General features: G+C 72.0%; 22 protein-coding genes. 9 read left to right on the forward strand and 13 right to left on the reverse strand.

The window, feature by feature from the left end; translation table 11 throughout:
- Positions 1 to 225: 225 nt before the first annotated feature.
- Positions 226 to 1209 carry a hypothetical protein gene (locus ABTW95_RS21435; protein ID WP_500227182.1) on the reverse strand — a complete coding sequence of 328 codons (984 nt, stop codon included), beginning with the start codon at positions 1207 to 1209 and terminating at the stop codon, positions 226 to 228.
- Positions 1210 to 1395: 186 nt separating this feature from the next.
- Between ABTW95_RS21435 and ABTW95_RS21440 the strand changes: the two genes are divergently transcribed.
- The gene (locus ABTW95_RS21440) at positions 1396 to 2436 is read left to right on the forward strand and encodes a hypothetical protein (RefSeq protein ID WP_500227183.1); all 1041 of its coding nucleotides are present in this window, start codon (positions 1396 to 1398) and stop codon (positions 2434 to 2436) included.
- A gap of 41 nt (positions 2437 to 2477) precedes the next feature.
- On the opposite strand, the gene ABTW95_RS21445 is transcribed toward ABTW95_RS21440, so the two are convergent.
- Positions 2478 to 2636, reverse strand: coding sequence for a DUF6243 family protein (locus ABTW95_RS21445; protein WP_396445478.1), 159 nt, complete (start codon positions 2634 to 2636; stop codon positions 2478 to 2480).
- A 282-nt stretch (positions 2637 to 2918) separates the two neighbouring features.
- On the opposite strand from ABTW95_RS21445, the gene ABTW95_RS21450 reads away from it, so the two are divergent.
- Positions 2919 to 3989 (forward strand): quinone-dependent dihydroorotate dehydrogenase, encoded by a 1071-nt coding sequence (locus tag ABTW95_RS21450; protein ID WP_396445477.1) that lies wholly within the window; start codon positions 2919 to 2921, stop codon positions 3987 to 3989.
- A 70-nt stretch (positions 3990 to 4059) separates the two neighbouring features.
- The gene (locus ABTW95_RS21455; RefSeq protein ID WP_500227184.1) at positions 4060 to 5310 is read left to right on the forward strand and encodes a calcium:cation antiporter family protein; all 1251 of its coding nucleotides are present in this window, start codon (positions 4060 to 4062) and stop codon (positions 5308 to 5310) included.
- Here the strand turns inward: ABTW95_RS21455 and ABTW95_RS21460 are convergent.
- From ABTW95_RS21460 to ABTW95_RS21475, 4 genes are all read right to left on the reverse strand, one after another.
- On the reverse strand, positions 5303 to 6730 hold the full coding sequence (locus tag ABTW95_RS21460) for a DUF7059 domain-containing protein (protein ID WP_500227185.1): 1428 nt from the start codon (positions 6728 to 6730) through the stop codon (positions 5303 to 5305). The two genes, ABTW95_RS21455 and ABTW95_RS21460, sit on opposite strands and share 8 nt — an antisense overlap.
- A 288-nt stretch (positions 6731 to 7018) precedes the next feature.
- Positions 7019 to 7849 carry an N-acetylmuramoyl-L-alanine amidase gene (locus ABTW95_RS21465; RefSeq protein WP_500227186.1) on the reverse strand — a complete coding sequence of 277 codons (831 nt, stop codon included), beginning with the start codon at positions 7847 to 7849 and terminating at the stop codon, positions 7019 to 7021.
- An 86-nt stretch (positions 7850 to 7935) separates the two neighbouring features.
- On the reverse strand, positions 7936 to 8172 hold the full coding sequence (locus tag ABTW95_RS21470; protein WP_396445473.1) for a hypothetical protein: 237 nt from the start codon (positions 8170 to 8172) through the stop codon (positions 7936 to 7938).
- Between the two features lie 283 nt (positions 8173 to 8455).
- Positions 8456 to 9457 carry a LacI family DNA-binding transcriptional regulator gene (locus ABTW95_RS21475; protein WP_396445472.1) on the reverse strand — a complete coding sequence of 334 codons (1002 nt, stop codon included), beginning with the start codon at positions 9455 to 9457 and terminating at the stop codon, positions 8456 to 8458.
- 380 nt (positions 9458 to 9837) lie between these two features.
- On the opposite strand from ABTW95_RS21475, the gene ABTW95_RS21480 reads away from it, so the two are divergent.
- Positions 9838 to 10527, forward strand: a complete 690-nt coding sequence (locus tag ABTW95_RS21480) for a TetR/AcrR family transcriptional regulator (protein ID WP_396445471.1) — start codon at positions 9838 to 9840, stop codon at positions 10525 to 10527.
- A 244-nt stretch (positions 10528 to 10771) separates the two neighbouring features.
- Here the strand turns inward: ABTW95_RS21480 and bldC are convergent, their stop codons facing one another.
- Together bldC and ABTW95_RS21490 are read right to left on the reverse strand one after the other, a co-directional pair.
- Complete coding sequence (gene bldC / locus ABTW95_RS21485) at positions 10772 to 10975, reverse strand: developmental transcriptional regulator BldC (RefSeq protein ID WP_012850682.1); 204 nt, start codon at positions 10973 to 10975, stop codon at positions 10772 to 10774.
- A 273-nt stretch (positions 10976 to 11248) separates the two neighbouring features.
- Positions 11249 to 12169 (reverse strand): DUF8083 family protein, encoded by a 921-nt coding sequence (locus tag ABTW95_RS21490; RefSeq protein ID WP_500227187.1) that lies wholly within the window; start codon positions 12167 to 12169, stop codon positions 11249 to 11251.
- 82 nt (positions 12170 to 12251) lie between these two features.
- Between ABTW95_RS21490 and ABTW95_RS21495 the strand changes: the two genes are divergently transcribed.
- On the forward strand, positions 12252 to 13334 hold the full coding sequence (locus ABTW95_RS21495; protein ID WP_396454759.1) for a Leu/Phe/Val dehydrogenase: 1083 nt from the start codon (positions 12252 to 12254) through the stop codon (positions 13332 to 13334).
- A 323-nt stretch (positions 13335 to 13657) separates the two neighbouring features.
- Positions 13658 to 13864, forward strand: coding sequence for a DUF3073 domain-containing protein (locus ABTW95_RS21500; RefSeq protein WP_396445468.1), 207 nt, complete (start codon positions 13658 to 13660; stop codon positions 13862 to 13864).
- Positions 13865 to 14112: 248 nt separating this feature from the next.
- Here ABTW95_RS21500 and purM read toward each other — a convergent pair whose 3' ends face one another.
- From purM to ABTW95_RS21520, 4 genes are all read right to left on the reverse strand, one after another.
- The gene (purM, locus tag ABTW95_RS21505; RefSeq protein WP_396445467.1) at positions 14113 to 15138 is read right to left on the reverse strand and encodes a phosphoribosylformylglycinamidine cyclo-ligase; all 1026 of its coding nucleotides are present in this window, start codon (positions 15136 to 15138) and stop codon (positions 14113 to 14115) included.
- Complete coding sequence (gene purF, locus ABTW95_RS21510; RefSeq protein ID WP_500227188.1) at positions 15135 to 16592, reverse strand: amidophosphoribosyltransferase; 1458 nt, start codon at positions 16590 to 16592, stop codon at positions 15135 to 15137. The genes purM and purF overlap by 4 nt, the downstream gene beginning before the upstream one ends.
- 525 nt (positions 16593 to 17117) lie before the next feature.
- Positions 17118 to 17744, reverse strand: a complete 627-nt coding sequence (locus ABTW95_RS21515; RefSeq protein WP_500227189.1) for a LamG domain-containing protein — start codon at positions 17742 to 17744, stop codon at positions 17118 to 17120.
- A gap of 44 nt (positions 17745 to 17788) precedes the next feature.
- A complete protein-coding gene (locus ABTW95_RS21520) occupies positions 17789 to 18232 on the reverse strand; it encodes a sterol carrier family protein (protein WP_396445464.1) in 444 nt (147 codons plus the stop codon).
- A gap of 180 nt (positions 18233 to 18412) precedes the next feature.
- Between ABTW95_RS21520 and ABTW95_RS21525 the strand changes: the two genes are divergently transcribed.
- From ABTW95_RS21525 to ABTW95_RS21535, 3 genes are all read left to right on the forward strand, one after another.
- Positions 18413 to 20290 carry a serine/threonine protein kinase gene (locus ABTW95_RS21525; RefSeq protein WP_500227190.1) on the forward strand — a complete coding sequence of 626 codons (1878 nt, stop codon included), beginning with the start codon at positions 18413 to 18415 and terminating at the stop codon, positions 20288 to 20290.
- 184 nt (positions 20291 to 20474) lie between these two features.
- Complete coding sequence (locus ABTW95_RS21530) at positions 20475 to 21638, forward strand: S8 family peptidase (RefSeq protein ID WP_396445462.1); 1164 nt, start codon at positions 20475 to 20477, stop codon at positions 21636 to 21638.
- A 260-nt stretch (positions 21639 to 21898) separates the two neighbouring features.
- Entirely contained in the window at positions 21899 to 22801 is a 903-nt protein-coding gene (locus tag ABTW95_RS21535; RefSeq protein ID WP_396445461.1) for a coiled-coil domain-containing protein, read from the forward strand.
- Positions 22802 to 22932: 131 nt separating this feature from the next.
- Here the strand turns inward: ABTW95_RS21535 and purL are convergent, their stop codons facing one another.
- Complete coding sequence (gene purL / locus ABTW95_RS21540) at positions 22933 to 25236, reverse strand: phosphoribosylformylglycinamidine synthase subunit PurL (RefSeq protein WP_500227201.1); 2304 nt, start codon at positions 25234 to 25236, stop codon at positions 22933 to 22935.
- Positions 25237 to 25894: the final 658 nt, after the last annotated feature.

A 25894-nucleotide genomic window follows, 5' to 3' on the forward strand; every position in this document is an offset into this window, starting at 1 on the left:
AAAGCTGTCGAGATACGAAAAAGCAAAGGTACGGACAACATCAGCCCCAGAGGCCGCCCATTTCACGGCGGCCCCATTCGATCCCGGAATCGGGCGGCGAACTCTCCGGACGGCTGCTTCTCCGTTGTCTCCGCGGCGCTCGTGGAGCGCATGAAGAAGGCGCGGAGGGTTCGCGGACCCCGACCGACCCGCGATGCCTCCGCGCCTTCGCCTGTGCGGGGGCGGCTAGTAGCCGCCGCCCGTGCCGTAGCCGCCACCGGTGCCGGTGCCGGTTCCCGTGCCGGTGCCGGTGTTCGCGCCGGCGGCCTTCTTGCCGGTCGGGGTGGTCGCCCACCAGACCCCGCCGACGCCCTGGCCGTTCGTGTCACCGGGCTGCCGGTCCTCGGCGTAGTAGTACATGGGCCAGCCGTTGACGGTGAGCTGGCACTTGCCGTCGTCCTTGCGCTCGATGAAGTTGACGACTTTTCGGCTGACGCCTTCGAGCTTGAGTTTCTTCCAGCCCTTGAAGACGGCCGGCGGCCACGCCTTCTTGCACTTGCCGAAGCAATTGGTCGTCGGCGGCTTGTCGGTGTCCTTGTCGAAGCGGTAGAGGGTCCGGCCATTGCCGTCGGTCAAGATCAGGCCGAGTTCCGGGTCGTTCTTCGCCTTGATGACCGTCCAGCCCTTCCAGCGCTTGTCGGTCGCCTGCTTGACCGGGACGGCCTTCTTGCCCGTCGGGGCCGCGGCGTACCAGGTGCCGCCCACGCCCTGGCCCTTCACGTCGCCGGGGCTCTGGTCCTTGGCGAAGCGGTACAGCGGCCAGCCGCCGAGCGTGACCTGCCACGTCCCGTCCGGCCGCTTCACCTTGCCGACCAGCGACTGCCGCACCCCCTCGACCTTGGTCTCCCCCGTGCCGGCGACCGCGGGCGGCCACGCCTTGGCGCACGCGTCGACGCAGGTGGACGCGGGCGGGCGCGCGGTGTCGTTGTCGAACCGGTACAGCGTCATGCCGTTCCCGTCCGTGACGACCCGGCCCAGCTTCGAGACGCTGGCGACCTCCAGCGCGGTCGGTGCGGCGGCGGGCACGTCGGCGGCCGGCGCGGCCGGCGGCTTCGCGCCCGCGGCGGTGTTCTGCTTCGCCCCGGGCCGCTCCTGCCCGCAGGCGCTCAGCACGAGTCCCGTCGCGGCGAAGGCGGCCACGACGGGGATCGCCCAGCGTGGGAATTTCATCTGTCCTCCAGGTCGTCAGGGCCCGGTCTCCGGTTCCGGTCCCGTACGTCGATCCAGGTCGAGCTGCCGCACCGCTCTGCCGGATCGACGAGGAGTACGGTGAGCCGCGCGGAAGGGTTCAAGCCCGGGAACCGGACGCCGGTGCGGCGGGTCCAAGCGGGGCGAGGACCGGCGAGGAAGGCAGCGGTGACCGGGGACGAGCCTGCGGGCGGCACGATCGACCTGAGCAAGCAGCCGGTTCCGGAGCGGCCCGGCCCGGCCTGGATCGTGGTCCCGGCCCGGGTCATCGCGCTGATCGTGGTGCTGCCGCTGCGCCTCGTCCACGACCTGCTGGTGGCGATCGGGCGGGGCGTGCGGGCGGGCTGGCTGCGGCTGATGCGCGCGCAGGGGCGGCTCGCCCGGTTCATCGGGCGGATGCTGCGCGCCGCCGGGCTCGCGGTCCACCGATGGCTGCTCGCACCGCTCGGCCGGCTGATCGCGGCGGTCGGGCGCGGAATCGGCGCGCTGCTGAACCTGCTCGTCCTGCGGCCGCTGCGCTGGCTCGCCGTCGTAGTGATCCTGGGGCTCCTGCGCCTGTTCGGACGCGGCGCGAGATGGGTCGGCCGATGGCTCTACCGTGCGCTGCTGGTTCCCATCGGCCGGATGCTGGAGTTCGTCCTGCTCCGTCCCCTGCGGGCGCTGGGGCGGGGGCTGGCGTGGCTGCTGTCCGCCTCCTGGCGCGGGATCGTGCTCCTGATCGGCGTTCTCGTGGTCGTCCCGGCCGTGCTGGTGTGGCGGTACGTCCTGCGCCCGCCGCTGCTCGCGCTCGCCTGGCTGGGACGCGGCGGCCTGACCGTCCTCGCCGCGTTCATCGGCGCCCTCGCGGCCGGGCTGGTCTGGTCATGGCGGCTGCTCGGGCGGGTCTTCGGATGGCTGGGACGCGTGCTGTTCGTCATCCCGGCACGGGCTTTGTGGCGGTACGTCCTGGCCCCGGTGGCCGCGGGCGTCGCCGGTGCGTGGCGGCTCGCGTCCCGCGTCCTGCGGTGGCTCTGGCGGACGCTCGTCGTCGTCCCCGTCCGGGTCGTGATCGTCGCCCCGGCCCGCTGGGTGCGGGCGAGCGTGCTGCGTCCGCTGCGGGACCTGTGGCGGGTGTCGGTGCGCGAACCGCTCGCCGCCGCCCGCCGGACGATGCGGCAGGCGAGCCGGGACGTGCGCCTCACCCTCCGCCGCGCCTTCCGCGGACGGTGAAAGGCCGCGCCCGCCCCGAGGGGGCCGGCGCGGCCTCGGCGCTATTCGCCGCGTTCGGTGCCGGCGCGCTGCTCGGCGCGTTCGCGCATCCTCCTGAGCAGCTCCTTCTTCTGGGCGGCCGGGTCGCCGGCGGCGCCGCGGGACTGCGCCCGCCCGCCGCGCAGCTCGCCGCGCGACAGCTTCCTGCGCTGACCGCCCACGCTGGACACTTCCCGTCGGCCGCGGCCCTTGGACATGGTGTTCTCCCGTTCGGCTGGGTGTGCTCGGTCGCCTGCACCCAGGTCCGGCCGCACGGGAGCGTGCAGCTCAGGCGCGCATCGCGTCCCGGCCGGACCCGGCCGGGAAACGCTCGCGGTACACGCGCTTCGGGGTGGGCCGCCACATGGTGGCGGCGAGATCGATCAGCATGCGGGCCAGGCTAGGCACCGCCTCGGGGGTCCTCAACGGGTTTTCGCCGGGGGCGGCCTGAGATACTCGCGGTGATGTATCGACTCCTGTTCTCACTGGTCATCTCCCGCGTCCCGGCGGAGACCGCGCACCACCTGACGTTGCGGGCGCTGCGCGGGATCCAGTCCGTGCCGGGGCTGGCGCCGCTGCTGCGCCGGCTGCTCGCGCCCCGCGACCCGGGGCTCGCCGTGCACGCGCTCGGGCTGGACTTCCCGAGCCCGCTCGGGCTCGCCGCCGGGTTCGACAAGGACGCCGTCGCCTACGAGGCGCTCGGCGCGTTCGGGTTCGGCCACGTCGAGGTCGGGACGGTGACCGGGCGTCCGCAGCCCGGCAACCCGCGCCCCCGGCTGTTCCGGCTCCCGCTCGACCGGGCGCTCATCAACCGGATGGGCTTCAACAACGAGGGCTCCGCGGCCGCCGCCCGCCGGCTGCGCGGCCGCCGCGCCGGGACCATCGTCGGCGTGAACATCGGCAAGACGAAGGTCGTCCCGGAGGCGTCGGCCGCCGCCGACTACGTGTCGAGCACCGAGCGGCTCGCCCCCTACGCCGACTACCTGGTCGTCAACGTCAGCTCGCCGAACACGCCCGGCCTGCGCGACCTCCAGGCCGTCGAGCATCTCCGGCCGCTGCTGACGGCCGTCCGTGAGGCCGCCGACCGGGTGTCGCCGCGCCGCGTCCCGCTGCTGGTCAAGATCGCGCCGGACCTGGCGGACGACGACGTCGACGCGGTCGCCGACCTCGCCCTCGACCTCGGCCTGGACGGCATCATCGCGACCAACACCACCGTCGGCCGGGACGCGCTGCTCAGCCCGCCCGCCCTCGTCAAGGAGACCGGCGGGCTGTCCGGCGCGCCGCTGAAGGAGCGGTCCCTGGAGGTCCTGCGGCGGCTGCGCGCCCGCACCGGCGGGCGGCTCACGCTGGTCTCGGTCGGCGGCGTCGAGACCGCCGACGACGTGTGGGAGCGCATCCGCGCCGGGGCCTCCCTCGTCCAGGGCTACACCGGCATGATCTACGGCGGCCCGCTCTGGGCGCACCGCGTCAACCGCGCGCTCTCCCGGCGCCTCCGCGAGAGCACCTTCCGCACCCTGGACGAGGCCCGCCGCTGACGCGGCGGCTTTGCCGGTTGGTTGCCCTCCCCGGCCGCATCGGGCCGGGCGTGCGGGGCACGGTGCACGTATGGCCGGCGAGTCGATCCCCCGCAGGACGCTGCTCGTCCGGATCGCGCTGGCGCTGCTGCTCGCGCTCCCCGCGATCGTGACGCGGGCCGGCGGGTTCGAGCCGCCCGCGGTCGCCGCCATGGCCGTCTTCGGCTTCGGCGTCCTGGCGGCGGCGATCCTGCTCATGTGGGCGGTGGAGACCGCGCGCGCCGACATGTCGGGGGCGCTCGCGCTCGCGCTGCTCGCGCTCATCGCGGTGCTGCCCGAGTACGCCGTCGACCTCTACTACGCCTACGCCGCCGGGACCAGACCCCAATACGCCGGCTACGCGGCCGCGAACATGACGGGCGCGAACCGGCTGCTCGTCGGGGTCGGCTGGGCGCTGGTGGCGCTGGCGTTCGCGCTCGGCGTCCGCCGCGTCTCCGGGCGCGCCGGCGGCGGGCGGGGCAGGCACGCGGCGCGCCGGACCGGCCGGCGGGAGGTGCGGCTGACCCCGCTGCACCGCATCGAGCTGGGCTTCCTCGCGCTCGCCGCCGTCCTCGGCTTCATCCCCGCGCTGGCCGCCGAGATCGGGTGGTACATCTCCGTCGTCCTGATCGCGCTCTACGCCCTCTACATCGTGCGGATCTCCCGGGACCGCCAGGAGGACGTCGAGGAGTTCGCCGGCGTCCCCGCCCGCCTGGTGAGGCTGCCGAAACGGCGGCGGCGCCTCATGACGGCGCTCGGGTTCGCGCTCGGCGCGGTCATCGTGCTGGCGTCGGCGAGCCCGTTCGCGGACGCCCTGGTGGAGGCGGGCCAGGCCATCGGCATCGACGAGTTCCTCCTCGTGCAGTGGCTGGCGCCGCTCGCGTCGGAGGCGCCGGAGCTGCTCGTCGCCGCGATGTTCGCGTGGCGGCTCCGGGACGCCGACGCGATCGGGACGCTGCTGTCCAGCAAGGTCAACCAGTGGACGCTGCTGATCGGCACGCTGCCGCTCGCCTACCGGGTCGGCGGCGGCGACTGGGCCCTGCCGCTGGACTCCCGGCAGACCGAGGAGGTGCTGCTGACCGCCGCGCAGACCGTCCTCGGCCTGGCGTTCCTCATCGACCTGGTCTTCAAGCGGTGGGAGGCGGCGGTGCTGTTCGCGCTGTTCGCGGTGCAGTTCGTCCTGCCGAGCGAGACCGCCCGCCTCGTCCTGTCGGGCGTCTACCTGGCGATCGGCTTCTCCGTGCTGATCGCGCGCCACCGCGACCTGGGCGCGTCGATGGCGACGGTCGTCCGCACTAGATGAAGAAGCCGTCCGCGATCAGCTCCGGCAGGACGGCGTCCGCGTGCGCCCGCACCTGCTCGGCGTCCGCACCCGTCAGCCGGGCGATCGCGTCGAGCAGCGGATCGAGCGGCAGGGTGCCGTCGCAGACCCCGGCGAGGCCCGCCTCCACCGTCCCGACCCCGGCCGCGCGGCGCAGCCGCCCCGTCTGCCGCAGGACGATCCGCTCCGGGTCCTCGGCGCCGGGCGGACCGATCTGCTCCTGCACGAGCCCGGGCGCCGCCGCAAGCACTTTTCCACAGCTTGTGGAAAACTCTGCCCCCTTCTTCAACCCGTCCATGACGTCCTCGACGTAGGCGCCGACGGGCTCCTCGACGGCGTGCCGCAACTCCTCGACCCGGACCACGGGCCGCTCGCTCCGCCGCAAGGTGATCCACCCGAACCCGACGCCCACGGCGCCCCGCCGCTCGAAGTAGTCGAGCCACGCGTCGTACCGCGCCCGGTACTCGGGCGTCCCGGCTTCGCACGAATCCCGCAGCCACAACTCGGCGTACTCCGCCGGATCCTGGACGTCCCGCTGCACGATCCACGCGTCGCACCCGTCCACCCAGCCGCCGACGCGCTCCTCCCAGGGAACCCCGTCGATATGCAGCCAATTGGCCAGGAGCTGGCAATATCCGCCCTCACGCAGATACTGCGACGCCTGCCCGACGAGCCTCCGGCAGAAGTCGTCTCCCGCCATCCCGGACTCCCGGTAGGTGAACCGAGGCCCTTCCTCCGGCGCCACCACGAACGGCGGATTCGACACGATCAGATCGAACCGCCGTCCCCGAACCGGCTCCAGCAACGACCCCCGCAACAGCTCCGCGCCCTCCACACCGGAGAGCGCGAAACTCATCGCGGCCAACTCCAGTGCCCGCGGATTGACGTCCGTAGCCGTGACGCTCGCCCCGGGATTCCGGCCGGCTGCATGGATCGCCTGCACCCCGCACCCGGTCCCGAGATCGAGCAAGTTATCCACACCCCTGTGGACAACCAGCCGCGCAAGATTCCCGGACGCCCCGCCCGCCCCCACCACATGATCTTCACCGGGAAGCCGCCCCATCCCGGGCCGCACCTTGAGATCGGACACGACGTATCCGGCATGCCCCTGCCCACCGACGTCCTCCAACGGCTCAACCCGCAGAAGCGCCCGCATCTCCCCACCGGACACCTCGACGAGCCCGGCCGCCACCAACTCGTCCGCCATGCCATCGACCGGCACGGGCACCTGCAACCAGAACAACCGAGTCAGCACCTCAAGCGGCGACCCGCCCCGAGTGGCCCGCAACGCCGGCACGACCTCATCCCGAGCCAACGCCCCACCGGCAACGTCCCCCAACAACTCCCGCACCCCGGCAACGGTGTACCCGCCCGCAACCAACAACTCCCGCACCCGCCGCATCCGACTCACCCCTCAATCCTCCCGCAACCGACCCGACCGCCTCTCAGACGAGCCCATTTCACACACCCTCGACCCAGACCCGAGCCACAGCACCACCCGAAGCAACCACCACGGCCAGACCCGCCGAAAGCACTCAACACCCGCAGCGGGCATGCCCGGCGACCCAGACGACCGCAGCGACACACACCGGCACAGGCACCACAGACCGCAACAAAGGAGCGAGGATCGCCTACGCCGCCAACGGGGGGTCGCCCCCCTGGGCTAACACAGCCCCCTGGGCAAACACAGCTAGTCCAAATACTGCTGGAAGCCCTTGGCGAGCGACTCGGCTATGCGTTGGCGGAAGGGGGCGCTGGAGAGTTTGGCCGCGTCGGACTTGTTCTGCATGTTGCCGCACTCGATGAAGACCTTGGGGACCGTCGACATGTTGAGGCCGCCCAGGTCGTCGCGGCGGTCGATGGCGTTCTTGCCGAGGTAGTTGGAGTACGGGATGCCGGTGCCCTTGTGGTAGGCGTCGCGGAGGGCCTTGCCGAGTTCGGTGGAGCCGGAGACCATGTCGGCGTTCCGGCCGATGGAGATCGGCTCGATGATGTGGAAGCCGTGGCCGGACGCGGAGGCGCCGTCGGCGTGGATGGAGATGGCGGCGTCGGCGTGGAGTTTGTTGCCGATGGCGGCGCGTTCGGTGATGCAGGGGCCGACGCTCTTGTCGTCCTTGCGGGTCAGGGTGACCTTGGCGCCGCGGGCGCGCAGGAGTTTGGCGAGCCGGTTCGAGACGTCCCAGGTGAAGGCGTGCTCGGGGTAGCCGGCCTTGGTCTCGGTGCCGGTCGTGTCGCACGCCTTGCTGCCGTTGCCGATCTTGACCTTCTTGTTGATCTCGGACGGGTGGTCGGCGTTGCCGCCGTTGTGCCCGGGGTCGATGACGATGACCTTGCCGTCGAGGGGCGAGGCGTCGTCCTCGGCGGCCGCGGGGCTCTTCCCGGCCGGGGTCGTCGGCGCGCCCGCCGCGGGCGGGGTCGCCGGTTCGCCGGTGGAGGCGCCGGAGGAGTCGTTGCACGCGGTGAGCGCGCCGAGGCACAGCGCGAGACCGGCGGCCAGGGGGCCGCCTCGATGGATTCGCACAGGCCGCTTCCTCCGTGATGACTTCGTTACCGGGGACCCTGACAGTTTGCACGGCCTCACGGGTTCGTCAAACGAAGTCCCGGAAATCAGCGCAGCGGGTCTTCCCTGCCGAGGAGGGCGGCGAGGGCCCGCGCCTCGTCCGCGTCCAAGCCGAGGACGACGCGGGGACGGCCCCACGGATGGTCGATGGAGTGGGCCACGTAGCTGGCGACGGACTCCGACACCTGCTCGGCCAGGCCGCGGGCGTGCCGCCACTCCGACCACGCCCGTTCCAATTCGCTCGCCGCGCGCTGCGCGCACGACACCAGTTCCGGATCACGCACGAGCTGAACCCCCAGAGGACTCTTGCCGGGACTCGTCCGGGCGGCCTCCCCCGAGGCCGCCCGGGTCCACCCGTCGGACGGTCAGTCCATTAACCACCCGGTGCCGGGCGCTGGGCTGGCGAATGCGGCAGGCTTGGCCAGCCCCTTACCCGGTCAACACCGGTTCTGGGGACGATGGGCCGTGGCCCTACCCCGGCCATAACCGGCCAGGGGGACGGCCGCACCGGGGTCACGATCGCGCGGGAGCTGGATGTGGCGGGGGGACGAGCCTCTTACCGAGGGGTCACGGGGCGGGAACGGGCCCCGTGGTGGAGCGCACCACCAGGTGCGGGACGACCAGGTTCTGCCTGGCGTGCCGGGACGGGTCGCCGATGCGCGCGGTGAGCAGCTCGGCGGCCACCCGCCCCATGTCGCGGCGCGGCTGGTCCACGCTGGTCAGCGAGATGTGGCGGATCGCGGCGAGGTGGGTGTTGTCGTAGCCGACGATCGACAGGTCGGCGGGGACCCGCATACCGAGCTCGTCGGCGGCGGAGAGGGCGCCGGTCGCGACCAGGTCGTTGGGAGCGAAGACCGCGGTCGGCCGGGGGTCGCGGCGCAGCAGCGAGCGGGCGGCGCGGTACCCGCCGTCCTCGGTGAAGTCGCCGGGCTCGACGACGATCTCGGGGGCGAGCCCGTGCCGGTGCATCGCCTTCTCGTAGCCGGCGCGGCGGTAGTGGGCGGTGGTCGAGCGCGCGCCCTCGATGTGGGCGATGCGGCGGTGCCCGAGTTCGACGAGGTGGTCGACGGCCAGGCTCGCGCCGAGCTCGTCGTCGTCCACGACGATGTCGACGCCGTGCACGTCGCGCTCGCCGACGACGACGACCGGGACGCTCGCCGCCGCCTCCTTGAGCGATTCGGGGACGACGCTGAGCAGCACCAGGCCGTCCACCCGCATCTCCAGGAACGCCTCGACGGCCTCGGCCTCGAACAGCGGGTCCCAGCGGCCGCTGCCGACCAGCATCCGCAGGCCGGCGCCGTGCAGGCTCTCCTGCAGCCCGTCGAGGAACTCGGCGAAGAACGGGTTGTGCAGATCGGCGACGATGGCGCCGATCAGCCGGGTGCGGCCCTCGACGAGGCTGCGGGCGACGGCGTTCGGGCGGTAGCCGAGTTCGCGGGCGGCCTGCAGGACGGCCTGCCTGCGGCGTTCGCTCACGTGCGGCGACCCCCGCATCACCAGTGAGACGAGCGACTTGGAGACTCCGGCGCGTTCGGCGACGTTGCGGATCGTCGGTTTCGGCGCGGGCACCGCCCTCCCCTCGTCGCGCGCGGCGGGAGAAGATCCGCTGCGCGGCCGGGGTACCGCGCCCTCTCCTCGCCTGTCGTACGGGGGGTTCGGTTCATCAGCTGACATGGCACTCCGTCCGGGGGGACCTGCAGGACCTGCCGCGACGACACGCCGCCGGGGGAGCCGGCGCGCCGTCCTCCGCTCGGGAGGAGATGCCATGATGCCGCGCCTTCCCCACATATCGTCGCAACAGGGAGTAACGGGCATCCGTGAATGGTGGTTCAGGGCTGTGGTGTCCCGGATCACAGCGGTGTCCGTGGATGATCACGGCCCGGTGAAGAGCGGGCGTCCGCGCCGGTCGCCGGGAGATGCCGCGGGCCCGCCTCGGATACCCTTCTCACGTGGCAGATCGTGCGGTGGCCGGCGACAAGACCCAGGGCCGGCAGAGCGGCGGACGGGGCCGTCGCAGGCTCAGCGTGGACGAACGGCGCGAGGAACTGATCGACGCTGCGCTGCAGCTGTTCAGCGCACGCTCGCCCGAGGACATCTCGATCGACGACGTCGCGGCCGCGGCGGGCGCCTCGCGGGCGCTCGTCTACCACTACTTCGGCGGCAAGTACGAGCTGTACATCGCGGCCCTCGGCAGCGCGGCGAAGAAGCTGTCGGTGCTGCTCGAACCGCCCACGGAGGGCAAGCCGCTCGACCGCCTGCGCATCTCGCTGAAGCGGTACTTCGACTTCGTGGAGAGCCACGCGGCGGGCTACACGGCGCTGCTGCGCGGCGGCCCGGCCGACCGCTCCGGCGAGGCGGGCGAGATCGTCGACGGCATCCGCCGGCTGCTGCTGGACCGCATCCTGCACTCGCTGGACGTGGGCGACCCGCCGCCCGTGCTGCGCATCACGCTGCGCAGCTGGATGGCCGTGGTGGAGACCGCCGGCCTGGACTGGCTGGAGAACCGCGACATCCCCCGCGCCGACCTGGAGCGCCTGCTGGTCGACCAGCTCGTGGCCATCATGCAGACGGCCGGGCGGCACGACTCCGGGACGGGAGCCCTGTTCGACCGCCTCGCCCAGGAGGAGTTGGGCAAGTAACCCCTGTGACTCCCGAGCCAAGTGTCCGATTGTGGACGATTGCGCCTAGGGTGTCCGAAATTCCACGCAGGCCGACTCCCGCCCGCGGGGTTCGCGGGCGGGACGCCGGCCGAACGGTGACCGGCCCGGGACGCACGGTTCTCGGAGGACCGTGGTCCCCGCCGCTCGTCCGGGAGACCCCTGGCCGGCCCTCGTGCGAGAGCGCCCAGCGGCCCCCCGGCCGTCCCCCCCTCGGTTGTGCGCGCTATTCCGAGCGCTGCTGCGGGATCCCCGCGAGCAGTGCCCGCACCTCCGCCTCGCGGTAGCGGCGGTGCCCCCCGAGCGTCCGGATGGAGGTGAGCTTCCCCGCCTTCGCCCAGCGCGTGACGGTCTTGGGGTCGACGCGGAACATGGTCGCCACCTCCGCCGGCGTCAGCAGGGGCTCGGCCTCTGGCGTACGTGCTGACATGTTTGCGGCCTCTCCTTCGTGGACCGATGACAGCGATCCTGCGATTGATCCTCGCGTGGTCACTGATGTCCCCTATGGCCCGAAAGAGCCACTATGACATCACAACGTGTAACCTTGCCACCACTCAGCGCAACAAGCAAGTTCCTGGCGGTAGTTGCGTGCAAACATCCCCGCGGTGGCAGGGTGCGGCACTCGAGCGAAGGCGACTGGGTCACGCTGCGTGATTCTAGCGACACGTATAGTCGTATCGCGCGCGGATTCGGGAAATTTGTTTTAGTTCGCCGCCTCGAGCGCCCGGACGGGCCGCCAGCGGGCCAGCAGCCGCTTGTACATCGCCACGGTCAGCTCGACCTCGCCGCGCTCCATCCCGGTGAGGGCCACGGTCATCTCGGCGACCGACTCGTCCGTGCTCAGGGCCCGGTCGTCCATCAGGTGGACGAGCCCTCCGTAGTCGAGCTCCACCAGGGAGCCCGGGTGGAACTCGCCGAGCCACCGGCCGAGCGTCTCCAGCCGTCCGGCCGACAGGAGGTAGACCTCCTCCGTCCCGTCGCCGAGATTCTCGCGCACCACCGGGAGCGCCGCCGCCACCCGGCGGCGCGCCTCGCCCATCGAGGTGACGTAGATGAGCGTCCGGGCGGGGGCGGCCGTGGCCGGGCCGTGCGCCGCGAGGTCGTCGGACGCGTCCTCGGACATGCGGTACCCGGTCCCCGGCGTGCCGAGCATCAGGCACCGCTCGCCGCGCGCGAAGGGCACGAACCAGTCCAGCGGGACGTGCCAGGTGCTCGTCAGGATGTGCGGGCGCAGCGGCCGGCCCGCCAGCTTCCACCGCTCGAACTCGCTCATCGTCCGCTCCGCCACGGGCGGCGGGACGAACGCGGCCGCGACGCCGGCGGCGTGCTGGTTCCTGAACCGCTCGAAGGCCAGCCATGAGCGCAGCCGGGTCCCCCACGGGCAGATGTAGATCATGTCGTCGAGGCGCCGCACGTAGGCGTCCCTGCTCTCCCGCTCCGGGGCGACCTCCGGCGGTGAGGCGGTCAGCCTGAGCGCGGCCTGCCGGTGCTCGACGCTCAGCGCGTGGATCCGCCGCGGGCGCCGCCTGGAGTCGGCATAGACCGTCCACAGGGTCCGCGCAGGCTCCGGGAAGGCGGTCACCGGTTCATAAACCCGTAGGTACGCGGCGTACGGAAGCACCATCGAATCGTGACACGAGACGGGGGCGGACGGGGGGCCATCGCGCGCCCTAGTCTGATCTAGAGACAGAGAGGAGGGCACTACCGTGCCTAATGTCTTCGGGGCGCCTCACAAGGGCACCGAACCCCGACACGAGCAGGTCGTCTTCTGCCAGGACGAGGCCAGCGGCCTGCGCGCCATCATCGCCATCTACTCGACCGCGCTGGGCCCGTCCCTGGGAGGCACCCGCTTCTTCCCGTACGACTCCGAGGAGGAGGCGCTCGCCGATGTGCTGAACCTGTCCCGGGGGATGGCCTACAAGAACGCCCTCGCCGGGCTCGACCTGGGCGGCGGCAAGGCCGTCATCATCGGCGACCCCGCCATCGACAAGTCCGAGGCGATGCTGAGGGCGTACGGACGGTTCGTCCAGTCGCTGAACGGCCGCTACTACACGGCGTGCGACGTCGGCACGTACAGCGAGGACATGGACGTCGTGGCGCGGGAGTGCCGCTTCGTCACCGGGCGGACGGTCGCGCACGGCGGTGCGGGCGACTCGTCGATCCTCACGGCGTTCGGCGTGTTCCAGGGCATGCGCGCCGCCGCCGAGACCGTGTGGGGCGCGCCCAACCTGCGCGGCAAGCGGGTCGGGGTGGAGGGTGTCGGGAAGGTCGGCCACCGGCTGGTGGAGCACCTGCGCGAGGACGGCGCGGACGTCGTGATCTGCGACGTGAACGAGGCCGCGGTAGACCGGGTCCGGTCACTGCATCCCGAGGTGGAGGTCGTCGCGGACGCCGACGCCCTGGTCCGCGCGGATCTGGACGTGTACGCACCGTGCGCGCTGGGCGGCTCCCTGAACGACGAGACCGTGCCCGTGCTGCGGGCCAAGGTCGTGTGCGGCGCGGCGAACAACCAGCTCGCCCATACGGGCGTGGAGAAGAGCCTCGCCGACCGCGGCGTCCTGTACGCGCCCGACTACGTGGTGAACTCCGGCGGCGTGATCCAGGTCGCGGACGAGATCGAGGGCTTCAACTTCGACCGCGCCAAGGCGCGGGCCGCCGGAATCTACGACACGACCCGGAAGATCTTCGCGCTGGCCGCCGACGACGGCGTCCCGCCGGCGGTGGCGGCCGACCGGCTCGCGGAGCGCCGGATGTCCGAGATCGGCAGGCTGCGGGGAATCCTCCTCTGAACCACGCCGCACCGGTCTGTGCGGCGGGTCCGGACAGTGGGCGTCCAAGACCCGTTTAGACCGTTGCAAGACCGTTGCAAGGGCCGCCGCGGGGCACCGTACGACCGTCCCGCGGCGGCTTTGGCACGTACTCGTGACCACCGGATACACTGTTGTTATCAGCAACAGGAGCGCCGCCACGTACCGTCGATGTACCGAGCCAGGCGCAAAACGGGTACGGTTGTACCCGTGACTGACGCATGGCTCATCAGGCACCGGTTCGTGTGGTACACGCGCGCGTTGATGGGCCCACGAAAGCCCTGACCATCGAGGGGGTCGAGCCAATGGGTCGCGGCCGAGCCAAGGCCAAGCAGGTAAAGGTTGCCCGGCAGCTCAAGTACAACACCGGCAACACGGACCTCGACCGCCTGAAGGACGAACTGGGAGTCACGGACTCCGGCGACGACTCCTACGACGAGCTCGCCGAGAAGTACGCCGACTACGCCGAGGACTACGGCACGGAGCCCCGCAAGGACGGCACCTCCGGCTGACCGGCTGACAGCACGCCACTGCTCGCGACGGGTAGTGGCGTTTGTCGTGACTTCTGCATGTTCGCCGCGGTTCTTCCTCATGGGGGTGTGTGAGCCATGGTTTCCACCGGCCGCCGAGAGCGCCTCTCCGCGCTTCTACGGCGGCTCGCGCTCCCGCGCTCATCCGTGTGACGGGTGAGGGCTGAGAGGCGCTCACCGCCCCTCTCAGCCCGTCACACGGGCATCGTGTTCTTCCCGCTCCCGCGCCGCTAGGCGAGGACGGCGCCGCCGGCGCCCTCGACGATCTCACCGAGGGCCCACGCGGGGACGCCGCGGGAGGCCAGCAGGCGGAGCGCCGCGTCGGCGGCGTCCGGGCTCACGATCGCGGCCATCCCGACGCCCAGGTTGAACGTCTTGTCCATCTCGGGCTGCGGGACGCCGCCGTGCGCCTGCAGGACGCGGAAAACCGGCGGCACCTCCCACGACGAGCGGTCCAGGACGGCGTCCTTGGTCGCCGGGAGCGAGCGTGCCAGGTTCGCGGCCAGCCCTCCGCCCGTGATGTGCGCGAAGGCGCGCACCCCGCCGGCCCGGGTCAGCGCCAGGCAGTCCTTGGCGTAGATGCGCGTCGGGGTGAGAAGTTCCTCACCGAGAGGACGGTCAAGTTCGTCCGGCGTGGATTCCAGGGTCAGGTCGGTCGTGGCCAGGATGTGCCGGACGAGCGAGTACCCGTTCGAGTGGATGCCGGACGACGCCATGGCGAGCACCGCGTCCCCCGCCCGGACGCGGTCCGGGCCGAGGATCTCGTCGGCTTCGACGACGCCGGTCCCCGCGCCCGCGAGGTCGAACTCGTCCGCCTCTAGGAGGCCCGGGTGCTCGGCGGTCTCGCCGCCGACGAGGGCGCACCCGGCCAGGGCGCAGGCGTCCGCGATGCCGCCGACGATGTCGGCGATCCGTTCCGGGACGACCTTCCCGCACGCGATGTAGTCGGTCATGAACAGCGGCTCGGCCCCGCACACGGCGAGGTCGTCGATGACCATGCCGACCAGGTCGTGCCCGACCGTGTCGTAGACGCCGAGACGCCGCGCCAGGTCGACTTTGGTGCCGACGCCGTCCGTGGACGTCGCCAGCAAGGGCCGCGTGTACTTCAGCAGGGCGGACGCGTCGAACAGGCCCGCGAACCCGCTGACGTCGTCCACGACCTCGGGGCGCCGGGACCGGGCCACCCGGGACTTCATCAGTTCTACGGCGCGCTCACCCGCCGCGATGTCGACACCGGCTGCCTCGTAGGACGTCACCGGCCGACCTCCAGCAGATGCTTGCCGCGGGCGTTCTGATCCACCGGGATGGGGTAGATGCCGTCGAAGCACGCCCGGCACAGCCTGTCCTTGGCGATGTGCGTGGCGGAGATGAGCTCGTCCAGGGAGATGAAGCCGAGCGTGTCGGCGCCGATGGAGTCGCGGATCTCCTCCACCGAGAGGTTCCCCGCGATCAGCTCGGCGCGGGTCGCGAAGTCGATGCCGTAGAAGCAGGGCCACGCCACGGGCGGGCTGGAGATGCGGACGTGCACCTCGGCGGCGCCCGCGTCCCGCAGCATCGACACGATCGCGCGCTGGGTGTTGCCCCGCACGATCGAGTCGTCCACCACGACGAGCCGCTTGCCCTCGATCGCCTCGCGCAGCGGGTTGAGCTTGAGCCGGATGCCGAGCTGGCGGATCGTCTGGGACGGCTGGATGAACGTCCGCCCGACGTAGGAGTTCTTCACCAGCCCCTGGCCGTAGGGGATGCCGGACGCCTCCGCGTAGCCGATCGCCGCCGGCGTGCCCGACTCGGGCGTCGGGATGACCATGTCGGCCTCGACGGGGTGCTCGCGGGCGAGCCTGCGCCCCACCTCGACGCGGGTGGCCTGGACGCTGCGCCCCGCGATCGCCGTGTCGGGGCGGGCGAGGTAGACGTACTCGAACAGGCAGCCTTTGGGCCGCGCCTCGGCGAACCGCTCGGACCGCACGCCCGCGCCGTCGATCGCGACCAGCTCGCCGGGCTCGATCTCCCGGACGAAGCGGGCGCCGACGATGTCGAGCCCGGCGCTCTCGGACGCCACGACCCAGCCGCCCGCGGCCTCCAGGGAGCCGAGGACCAGCGGCCGGACGCCCTCCGGGTCGCGGGCCGCGTACAGGGTGCCCTCGTCCATGAAGACCAGGGAGTACGCGCCGCGCGTGGCCGGGAGGATCTCCCGTGCGGCCGCCATGGGGCCGCCCTCGCCGTGGTGCGCGAACAGCGCGGTCAGGACCTCGGTGTCGGTCGTGGCGGTCAGCATGCCCGGCTCGAGCCGCGCGGCCAGCTCCGGCGTGTTGATGAGGTTGCCGTTGTGGGTGAGCGCGAGCCCGCCCGCGTCCGTCGACCGGAACGTGGGCTGCGCGTTCTCCCACGTGGGGGAGCCGGTCGTGGAGTAGCGGCAGTGGCCGACGGCGATGTGGCCGCGCAGCGTGTTCAGCACCGACTCGTCGAAGACCTGGGCGACGAGCCCCATGTCCTTGAACACCACGATGCGGGAGCCGTCGCTGACGGCGATGCCCGCCGACTCCTGCCCGCGGTGCTGGAGCGCGTAGAGACCGTAGTAGGTGAGCTTGCTCACCTCGGCCCGCGACGCCTGGTCGGCGGGGACCCAGACGCCGAAGACCCCGCAGGCGTCCTGCGGAGCGCGGTCGGAAGGATCGATGTCGTGGCTCAGACGTCCGTCACGGAGAGGCACGCGAATCAGTCTAGATGCCCGGTTCACCTGCTCCGATCGGTGGCATGTCTTAACGGAGCTTTACTCCTCCGAACCACAGGCATCACATGGTGCCGGGGAATCTGAGGGACGACACGTGGAGGGACACATGACGCTGCCCGGGTACCAGACCTACGCGCCGCCCGCGCCGCCCCGGCGGAGCGGTCTGGCGAGGGCCTCGCAGGTGCTCGGAATCACCGGCCTGGCGGGGCTCGTGCTCTGCCTGCTCGGCGTGATCCCCGCCCTCGCGGGGCTCGTCCTCGGGACGGTCGCCCTCGTGCGGCGCGACCCTGACCGGCGGCCGGCGGTCGTGGGCGTCGCCTGTTCCGCGCTCGCTCTCGTCATAGGCGCGGGGGCGCTTTTCTGGCTGCTGAGCAAGGCCGCCCAGTGCGGGGACGAGACGCGCTACCCGGACGAGGCGTCCCGCAGGAGCTGCGTGGAGCGGGAGTTCCCGTTCGCCAAGGCGAGCCCTCGATCGGACAGCGCCGCTCAGGCGCCCATCGCGCCTCACTCGCAGAGCGCGCGTACGGCTTCCTCGTTCAGCGATGAGGCGTACACACGGAAGTCGTCCATGAGGCCGCCGAATCCTGGCTTGGTGGGTTCGCTGCCCAGGTAGATGGGTCCGGCCGGTGTGACGACGGGATGCTCCAGCGACACGGCCACATCCAGCTTGCCGTTGATGTAGAGGAACATGCCCTGGGTGTTCACCGTGAAGGCGAGATGGGCCCATTCCCCGAGGGCCAGTCTTGTGTGGCTGTCGACGTAGTCCGGCCCCTTGACGGTGAACAGCTGGACCCGCACCCTCATCGCGTCCGGATACAGCCACAGGCCGAGGCCCCGCGCGTCGTTCTCGGCCACCGGCTTGTAGACGAGGCTGCGCCACTCCCCGGTCGGCGGCTCGGTGACCTGGACGAAGAACGCCAGGCTGAACCCGAACACCTGGCTCAGGACGAGCTGCGGCGCGGCGGGTATCACGGCGCGGTCGTTCCCGTTGAGGGACAGCGCCTCGCCGTCCCGGCCGGGGACGATCCCGGCGGTCTCGTCCAGCTCGGCGGCCGGTCCGGCGCCGGTCGCCTCCGCGACCCTGCGGCCGTCCACGGTGGCGACGTCGAACGTCCAATGCGCGATGAGCACGGGGATCACCTCCAGCAAGGCGGATACTCCCGCACCGCGGGGCCTCAGTCGATGGGCAGAGGAAGATACCCCGAAAGGTCGGCGCGCGCGCCGCTGGCCCTTACCCGTCCGTCCGCGACCGCGTCCGCCCAGGCCAGCCGTCCCGTGGCCAGCGCGATCCACGCCGCGGCGTCCATCTCCACCACATTCGGTGGCGTACCACGGGTATGGTGCGGGCCGTCGATGCACTGAACGGCGGCGTGCGGAGGGACCCGGACCTCCACCGAACGACCGGGGGCCAGCTCGGCGAGCCGGTCGAGCAGGAACCGCACCGCCCCTCTGACCACCGGACGGGACGGTTCCGGCCCTCCCGCCCCGGCGGCGGCGAGAACGGTCTCCAGGGCCGCGCGACGGAGCGCGGCGGGCTCGTCGGGGCCGGTGTGGGCCGGCAGGCCCAGCAGGGCGCGCTGCTCGTTCAGTACAGCGAGTGAAAGCGGAGTTCGCGGCATCGCGGACGACGCTACCCGGTCGGCCGGGCGGACGGACGAGCAGGAGCGGACAGGGGGCGCGGGGGACGCCGCCCACGAGGAGCGTGCGCAGGCGGTAAAAAGGACCCCGGTGCCAGGCATGGGGGAGTGAGTTGGCGGGGAGCCGGGGGCGCGTCCCCGGAGGACACGGAGGTTCGTCAGATGCCCGAGGCGCTGCCCCTGCAGCCGGGTGACCCGCTGAGACTCGGCGCGTTCGAGATCACGGGCCGGCTCGGCGTCGGTGAGCAGGGCGCCGTCTTCCTCGGCAGGGACCCGGCCGGCGGCCACGTCGCCGTGAAGGTCCTGCACGTGCGGCTCAGCGGCGAGCCCGTGGCGAGGTCCCGGTTCGCCGGCGCGCTCTCCCCAGCCCGGAAGGTCTCCGGGTTCTGCACGGCGGCGATCCTGGCCGCCGACGTGGACGGCGACCGCCCCTACGTGGTGAGCGAGTGGGTGGACGGCCCGTCCCTCCAGCGGCTCGTCGACGAGGAGGGCAGGCGCGGCGGCGCCGTCGTCGAGCGGGTGGCCGTCGGCATGGCGGTCGCGCTCGCGGCCGTCCACCGGGCGGGTGCCCTCCACCACAACCTGAAGCCCGGGAACGTCCTCCTGGGGCGGGACGGGCCGCGGATGGCCGACTTCGGCATCGCGCGCGCTCTGGAAGCCGTGAACGTCGCCTTCACGGGGCACATCACCGACGACCCGTCCTACAAGGCCCCGGAGCAGCTGCGGGGCACGGGCATCGGCCCTGCCGCGGACGTGTTCGCGTGGGCATCGACCCTTCTGTTCGCCGCCACGGGCCGGCCCCCGTTCGGGGAGGGCTCGCCCCACGAGGTGATGCAGCGCATCCTCTACGGCCAGACGGAACTGTCGGTCGTCCCCGATTCCCTGCGCGATGTGCTGGCGAGTGCTCTCGCGAAGGATCCGGCAGACCGCCCTACGGCACCGCAGATTCTCGACCGGCTCCTTGGGGCGGGCAGCCCGCTGCCCAGCCGGATGCCGCCTTCGATGGTGGAGGAGGGGCGCGCCTTGGCCGCCGGTGGGCCGGCCCAACCGAACGTGCCGCCGACGGTACCGCCGCCGCGTCCTCCCATGGGGACGCCGCCCGCACCTCACGTACCCCAGGCGCCGCCCATTCCGCCGCCCATGCCGCCAGGGCCGCCGGAGCCGACGCGGGAGGCCGCGTCGCCGTCCATCCCCCTGCTCGGCAAGCTCTCGCGCACCCGCAAGCCCCGCCAGGAGCCCGCGCCCGAGCCGGAGCCGCTCGCGGCCGATCTCGACCCCGCGGCCTTCGAGGCGACCGCCATCTTCGGCGCGGTGAGCCACGACCGTCCGGGCGCGGACCGGCGGGACGAGCACGTGCCGACGGACCAGACCGCGAAGTTCGACGCAGTCGGCCACGACGCGACCGCGACGTTCGACCCGGTGGGCCCCGACCCGACGGCCACCTTCGACGCCGTCGGCCCGCACGACCACCTGAACGTCTCCGAGCCGCACCTCATCCCGGGCCTCGGCCATGGGCGGGACGGCGGCCGGCGGCGTTCTTCACCGCTGTCGTCCATCGCGCGTATGCGGCGCCCCAGCAACCACGTGCTCGGCCTCGCCCTCTCGCTGTTCATCGGCGTCGGCGTGGGCATCGCCATCATCGCGCTGGTGCTGTGGCCTCAGCTCAAGGCCGACAACGGGGCGCCCCCGGACAGCGCGAACGCGTCCAACAACCGCCCGGTGACCACGATCCCCGCCTCTTTCGGGGGGACCTGGAAGGGCGACATGGTCAACACCAACCGCAACGTGTCCTTCCCGCTGGAGGTCACGTTCGAGGCGGGCGGCACCACGGCGCGCGCGGTGTATCCGCGTGAGGGGTGCACCGGCACCCTGACGCTGACCAGGGGCACGGAGAGCGCGCTGAAGATGAACCTGGCCATCGGCAAACCGTGCACGAGCGGGGTCGTCGAGATCACGCGGCAGCCGGACGGGACGCTCCAGTACACGTGGAGCAGGCCGGGCACGAACCTCGGCTACGGAGGCAAGCTCAGCCGCGCCTGACCCGCTCGGGCGGCCGTCCCGGTCCGGACGCGGGCCCGTTCTGGCAACGGAAAAGCCACATCTGGCATCGCGTCCAATTTGTCGCATCAAATCAGGACAGTTCCGCTAAAGTTTCCCTTCGATCGAGATCATCGATCATGTAACGGGGCCCGACGCGCGTGGTCCCCCTGCAGAAGGAGAGGCCTTGCGGGCTGTCCACCGAAGGCTGCTGCTGGCCGGCGCGGTCGCGACGAGCCTGGGCGCCGCCGCGGCGCTCCCCGTGCTCGCCGACGACTCCTCGTCCCTCGTGAAGGTGACCGCGGCGCAGGGCACCCCCGTGCCCGGCCAGTACATCGTCACGCTGAAGCCCGGAGCGTCCGCCGACGCCGCCGCCAAGAACGTCAGGGCCGCGGGCGTCAAGCGCTTCGACGGCGTGCTGAACGGCTTCGCCGCCAAGCTGAGCGGCGACCAGCTGAACAAGCTGCGCAACGACCGCCGCGTCGCCGCGATCGAGCAGGACCAGGTCGTCCGGGCGAACACGACGCAGAAGTACCCCCTGCCGTGGGGCCTGGACCGCATCGACCAGCGCTCCCGGAAGCTCTCGAAGACCTACACCTACAAGTCGACCGGCAGCGGCGTCAGCGCCTACGTCATCGACAGCGGCATCGACGTCACCCACCCCGACTTCGGCGGCCGCGCCTCCGTCGCCTGGGCGGCCAGCAGGTTCGGCGGCAACGGCGGCGACTGCAACGGCCACGGCACCCACGTCGCGGGCATCCTCGGCTCCAAGACCTACGGCGCCGCCAAGGGCGTGAAGCTGCGCGCGGTGCGCGTCCTCGACTGCGACGGCGCCGGCTCGGTGTCGGACGTCATCGCCGCCGTCAACTGGGTGCGCACGCACGCCGCCAAGCCGGCCGTGGCGAACCTCTCGCTCGGCGGGCCGAAGTCCTCGGCGCTGAACACCGCCGTGACGAACCTGTCGAAGTCCGGCGTGTTCGTGTCCGTCGCCGCCGGCAACGACAACAAGGACGCCTGCAAGTTCTCCCCGTCCAGCGCGGGCTGGGTCATGGCGGTCGGCGCGACCACCACGTACGACAACCGCGCGACGTGGTCCAACTGGGGCAAGTGCGTCGACATCAACGCGCCCGGCTACGGCGTCTGGTCCACCTGGCCCGGCGGCAACGCCCAGAAGCTCAGCGGGACGTCCATGGCGACCCCCTACGTGAGCGGCGTCGCGGCGCTGTACCTGTCCACGCACAAGACGGCGAACTTCCCGACGGTGCAGAAGTGGCTGAACGACAACTCCACCCACAGCCTCAAGCGGCTGCGCTCGCAGGCCAACAGGCTGCTCTACAAGGGCACGCTGTGAGACCCGTCACGTAAGATGGCCCGGCTCCCAGCAGGGGAGCCGGGCTTCTCGCGTACCGCGCCGTCTCACCAGGCCCATGGGTCTACCCTTGGCGACGCCGGACGTTCTTCAGCGCCCATTGACCTTCCGGCCTCCGGACTTCCGTACCAACGAAAGACGTACCTACGGCCATGACGAGAGGAGAACACGTGGAGACCCCCGCCTCCACCTGTCGGGCGACCGCGCGCCGGCGAGGTGGACTACGCACCGCCACGGCTCTCGTGGCCATCGCCACCGCGCTGCCGCTGCTCGGCACCGCCACCCCCGCCGCGAACGCGTCCCCGCCCGCGTACGCCCCCATGGACCCGGGCGACAGCGCCAAGTTCAACAAGCTGAACCGCCAGATCCAGAAGCTCGACAAGGAGTACGGCGGCGACCTCGCGAAGCTGAAGGACGCCCAGTACGCCGCCCAGAAGGCCCTGATCAAGTCGAACGGCCTGAAGAAGGACCTCGTCGAGGCGCGCAACCTCGTCGCGCAGCTCGCCGCGACCCAGTACATGACCGGCGGGGAGGACCCCACCGTCACCTTCCTGGCCGACGCCGACCCCACCGACCTGCTCAGCAACGCCACGCTGGTGAGCCACCTCGCGCAGAACAAGGCGGCGAAGGTGGCGCAGATCCAGAAGCTCGTCGACGACCAGGCGGCCGCGCGCAAGAAGGCCCAGGAGAAGATGACGGAGCTCAAAAAGGAGATCAAGGACCTGCAGAGCCGCAAGGCCCAGATCCAGAAGCTCGTCAAGAAGTACAAGCCGGAGTCGCCGAGCATCGGCATGGGCGGCGTCACGCCCCGCATGCTCAAGGTGAAGAACACCATCGACCTGGAAATGGGCCCGTTCCCCACGATCGGCTGCGTCCGGCTCACCGGCGACCCGCAGGACCACGGCACCGGCCACGCCTGCGACTTCATGGTGACGACCGGCGGCGTGATGGCGAGCGGCTCCGCGAAGGCCCTGGGCGACCGCACCGCCGAATACGCCATCGCCCACGCGAGCGCCCTCGGCATCAAGTACGTCATCTGGCGCCAGCGCATCTACGACATGCGCAGCCCCGGCTGGCGCATGATGGAGAACCGCGGCGGCGTCACCGCCAACCACTACGACCACGTCCACATCTCCGTCTTCTAGACGGACGCGGATAGACGCGGACGTAGGACGACGCGGACGTAGGACGACGCGGACGTAGGACGACGCGGACGTAGGACGCGTAAGGGGCGCCCCCCGGGTTCGCGGGGGCGCCCCTTTCGGCTGCGCGCCGGTCAGTCGGCGTAGCTGGGGAGCATGCGCTCGTGGGCCTCGCGGAGCTCCGACAGGCTGATGCTGAACAGCTCCTGCTGGTCGCCGTCCTGGCCGCGTCCCGTCACGTGGAGGGCGTCGCCGCCCGCCACGCCGAGCTGGGCCACGGGGACGCCCGCGGACTCGCAGAGGGCCGCCAGGCGGCTCTCCGCGCCCGGGGTGACCACGACCATGGCGCGGGCCACCGACTCGCTGAACAGCGTCACGAACGGGTCGCCCGGCAGCGTGATGCGGGCGCCGAGGCCGCCGCGCAGGCACGACTCCACCAGCGTCTGCGACAGGCCGCCGTCCGACAGGTCGTGCACGGCCGTGACCAGCCCGTCCCGGATGGCGCTGACCATGACGGACGCCAGCGCCGCCTCCGCCTTCAGGTCGACCAGCGGCGGCAGGCCGCCCAGGTGCCCGTAGACGACGTGCGCCCACTCCGAGCCGCCGAACTCCTCGCGCGTCTCGCCGAGCAGCGCGATCGTGGCGCCGTCGGTGGTCAGCGACATGTTCACCCGACGGCGGACGTCGTCGTGGACGCCCAGGACGCCGATCACCGGCGTCGGGTTGATCGGGACGTCGCCCGTCTGGTTGTAGAAGCTGACGTTGCCGCCCGTGACCGGGATGCCCAGGTACTGGCAGCCGTCCGCCAGGCCCTCGACCGCCCGCGCGAACTGCCACATGACGCCCGGGTCCTCCGGGGAGCCGAAGTTGAGGCAGTTGGTGACGGCCAGGGGACGCGCCCCGGTCGCCGCGACGTTGCGGTACGCCTCGCTCAGGGCGAGCTGGGCGCCGGAGTACGGGTCGAGGCGCGTGTAGCGGCCATTGCCGTCCAGGGAGAGCGCGATGCCCAGCCCGGACTCGTCGTCGACGCGCACCACGCCCGCGTTCTCCGGCATCGCCGAGACGGTGTTGCCGAGCACGTACCGGTCGTACTGCGACGTCACCCACGTCTTGCTGGCCAGGTTCGGGGACCCGGCCAGCCACAGGACCGTCCGGCGCAGCTCCTCGCCGTTGGACGGGCGCGTGAGCCGCCCCGGCGTGTCGGCCTGCAGGGCGCCGAGGTCCTGCGGGGGCTGGAGCGGGCGGTTGTAGACCGGGCCCTCGTCGACGGCCGTGACCGGCGGGATGTCGACGATCGTCTCGCCCCGCCACGTCATCACCAGGCGGCGCGTGTCGGTGACCTGGCCGATGACCGTCGCCGGGATCTCCCAGCGCTCGCAGATCTCCATGAAGCGGTCGACCTTGCCGGGCTCGACCACCGCCATCATGCGCTCCTGCGACTCGCTCATGAGGATCTCCTCGGGGAGGAGCGTCTCGTCGCGGAGCGGGACGGCGTCCAGGTCGACGTGCATGCCGCCGGTGCCGGCCGCGGCCAGCTCCGTCGTCGCGCACGACACGCCGGCGGCGCCGAGGTCCTGGATGCCGACCACGAGGTCCTCGTTGAACAGCTCCAGGCAGCACTCGATGAGGAGCTTCTCCATGAACGGGTCGCCCACCTGGACCGACGGCCGCTTCTGGTGCGACTCGTCGTCGAACGTGGCCGACGCGAGGACGGACGCGCCGCCGATGCCGTCCGGCCCGGTGAGGGCGCCGAACAGGATCACCTTGTTGCCGGGGCCGGGGGCCGCGGCGCGCTTGATGTCCTCGTGCTTCATCACGCCGACGCACAGGGCGTTCACGAGCGGGTTCTGCTCGTAGCAGGCGTCGAAGACGGTCTCACCGCCGATGTTGGGCAGGCCCAGGGAGTTCCCGTAGCCGCCCACGCCCGCCACCACACCGGGCAGGACGCGCTGGGTGTCGGGGGCGTCCGCCGGGCCGAAACGGAGCGAGTCCATGACGGCGATGGGACGGGCCCCCATCGACATGATGTCGCGCACGATCCCGCCGACGCCCGTCGCGGCGCCCTGGTACGGCTCCACGTAGGACGGGTGGTTGTGCGACTCCACCTTGAAGGTGACCGCCCAGCCGTGGCCGATGTCCACGACACCGGCGTTCTCCCCCATGCCGACGAGGAGCTTGTCGGTCTTCGGGGCCTTGTCGCCGAACTGGCGGAGGTGCACCTTGGAGCTCTTGTAGGAGCAGTGCTCGCTCCACATGACGGAGTAGATCGCCAGCTCCGCCGACGTTGGACGGCGCCCGAGGATGTGCCGGACGCGCCGGTACTCCTCGTCGTTCATCCCCAGCTCGGCGTACGGCTGCGCACGCTCGGGGGTGGCGGCGGCGATGGCGACGGTGTCGGTGCCGTGGCCGACCGGGCCGGACCCCTCGATCGCGGGCATTGGACCGGTCCCCCGCGCCAAGGGCTGCGGGCCGGCGGCGGTCTCGACCGTCGGGATCGGGCCGGTGCCGGGACCGAGCGCGGGCTGGGGGCCGGTGCCCGGGCCGACGGCAGGCTGCGGGCCGGTGCCGTGGCCCACGCGGGGCTGCGGGCCCGTCCCGCGGCCTTCGGCGCGCACGGGCAGCAGCGGGCCGGTGTTGACGACGGGTTGCGGGCCGGTGCCGGAGCCGATGACGGGTTGCGGGCCCGTGCGGGGGCCGACGACGGGTTGCGGGCCGGTACCAGGCCCGACGGCGGGCTGAGGCCCGGTGCCGGCGCCGACGGCCGGCTGCGGGCCGGTGCCGGAACCGACGGCCGGCTGCGGGCCGGTGCCGGAGCCGATCGCGGGCTGCGGGCCGGTGCCGGGGCCTTCCGGACGCGCCAGGGGGCCGCTGTTCAGGTCGACGAGCGGCTGAGGCCCGGTGCCGGGCCGGACCACCTGCTGCGGCCCGGTGCCCGACCCCACGGTCGGCTGCGGCCCCGTCCCCGATCCCACGACCGGCTGCGGGCCGGTGCCCGAGCCGACGGCAGGCCGCGGACCGGCGCCGGGGCCGACATGCCGGGAGAGAGGGCCGCTGTCGAGATCGACGATGGGCTGCGGGCCAGTGCCGGGGCCGGTC

The sequence above is a fragment of the Spirillospora sp. NPDC127506 genome (assembly GCF_040302145.1).
In the GTDB taxonomy this organism is placed as follows: domain Bacteria; phylum Actinomycetota; class Actinomycetes; order Streptosporangiales; family Streptosporangiaceae; genus Spirillospora.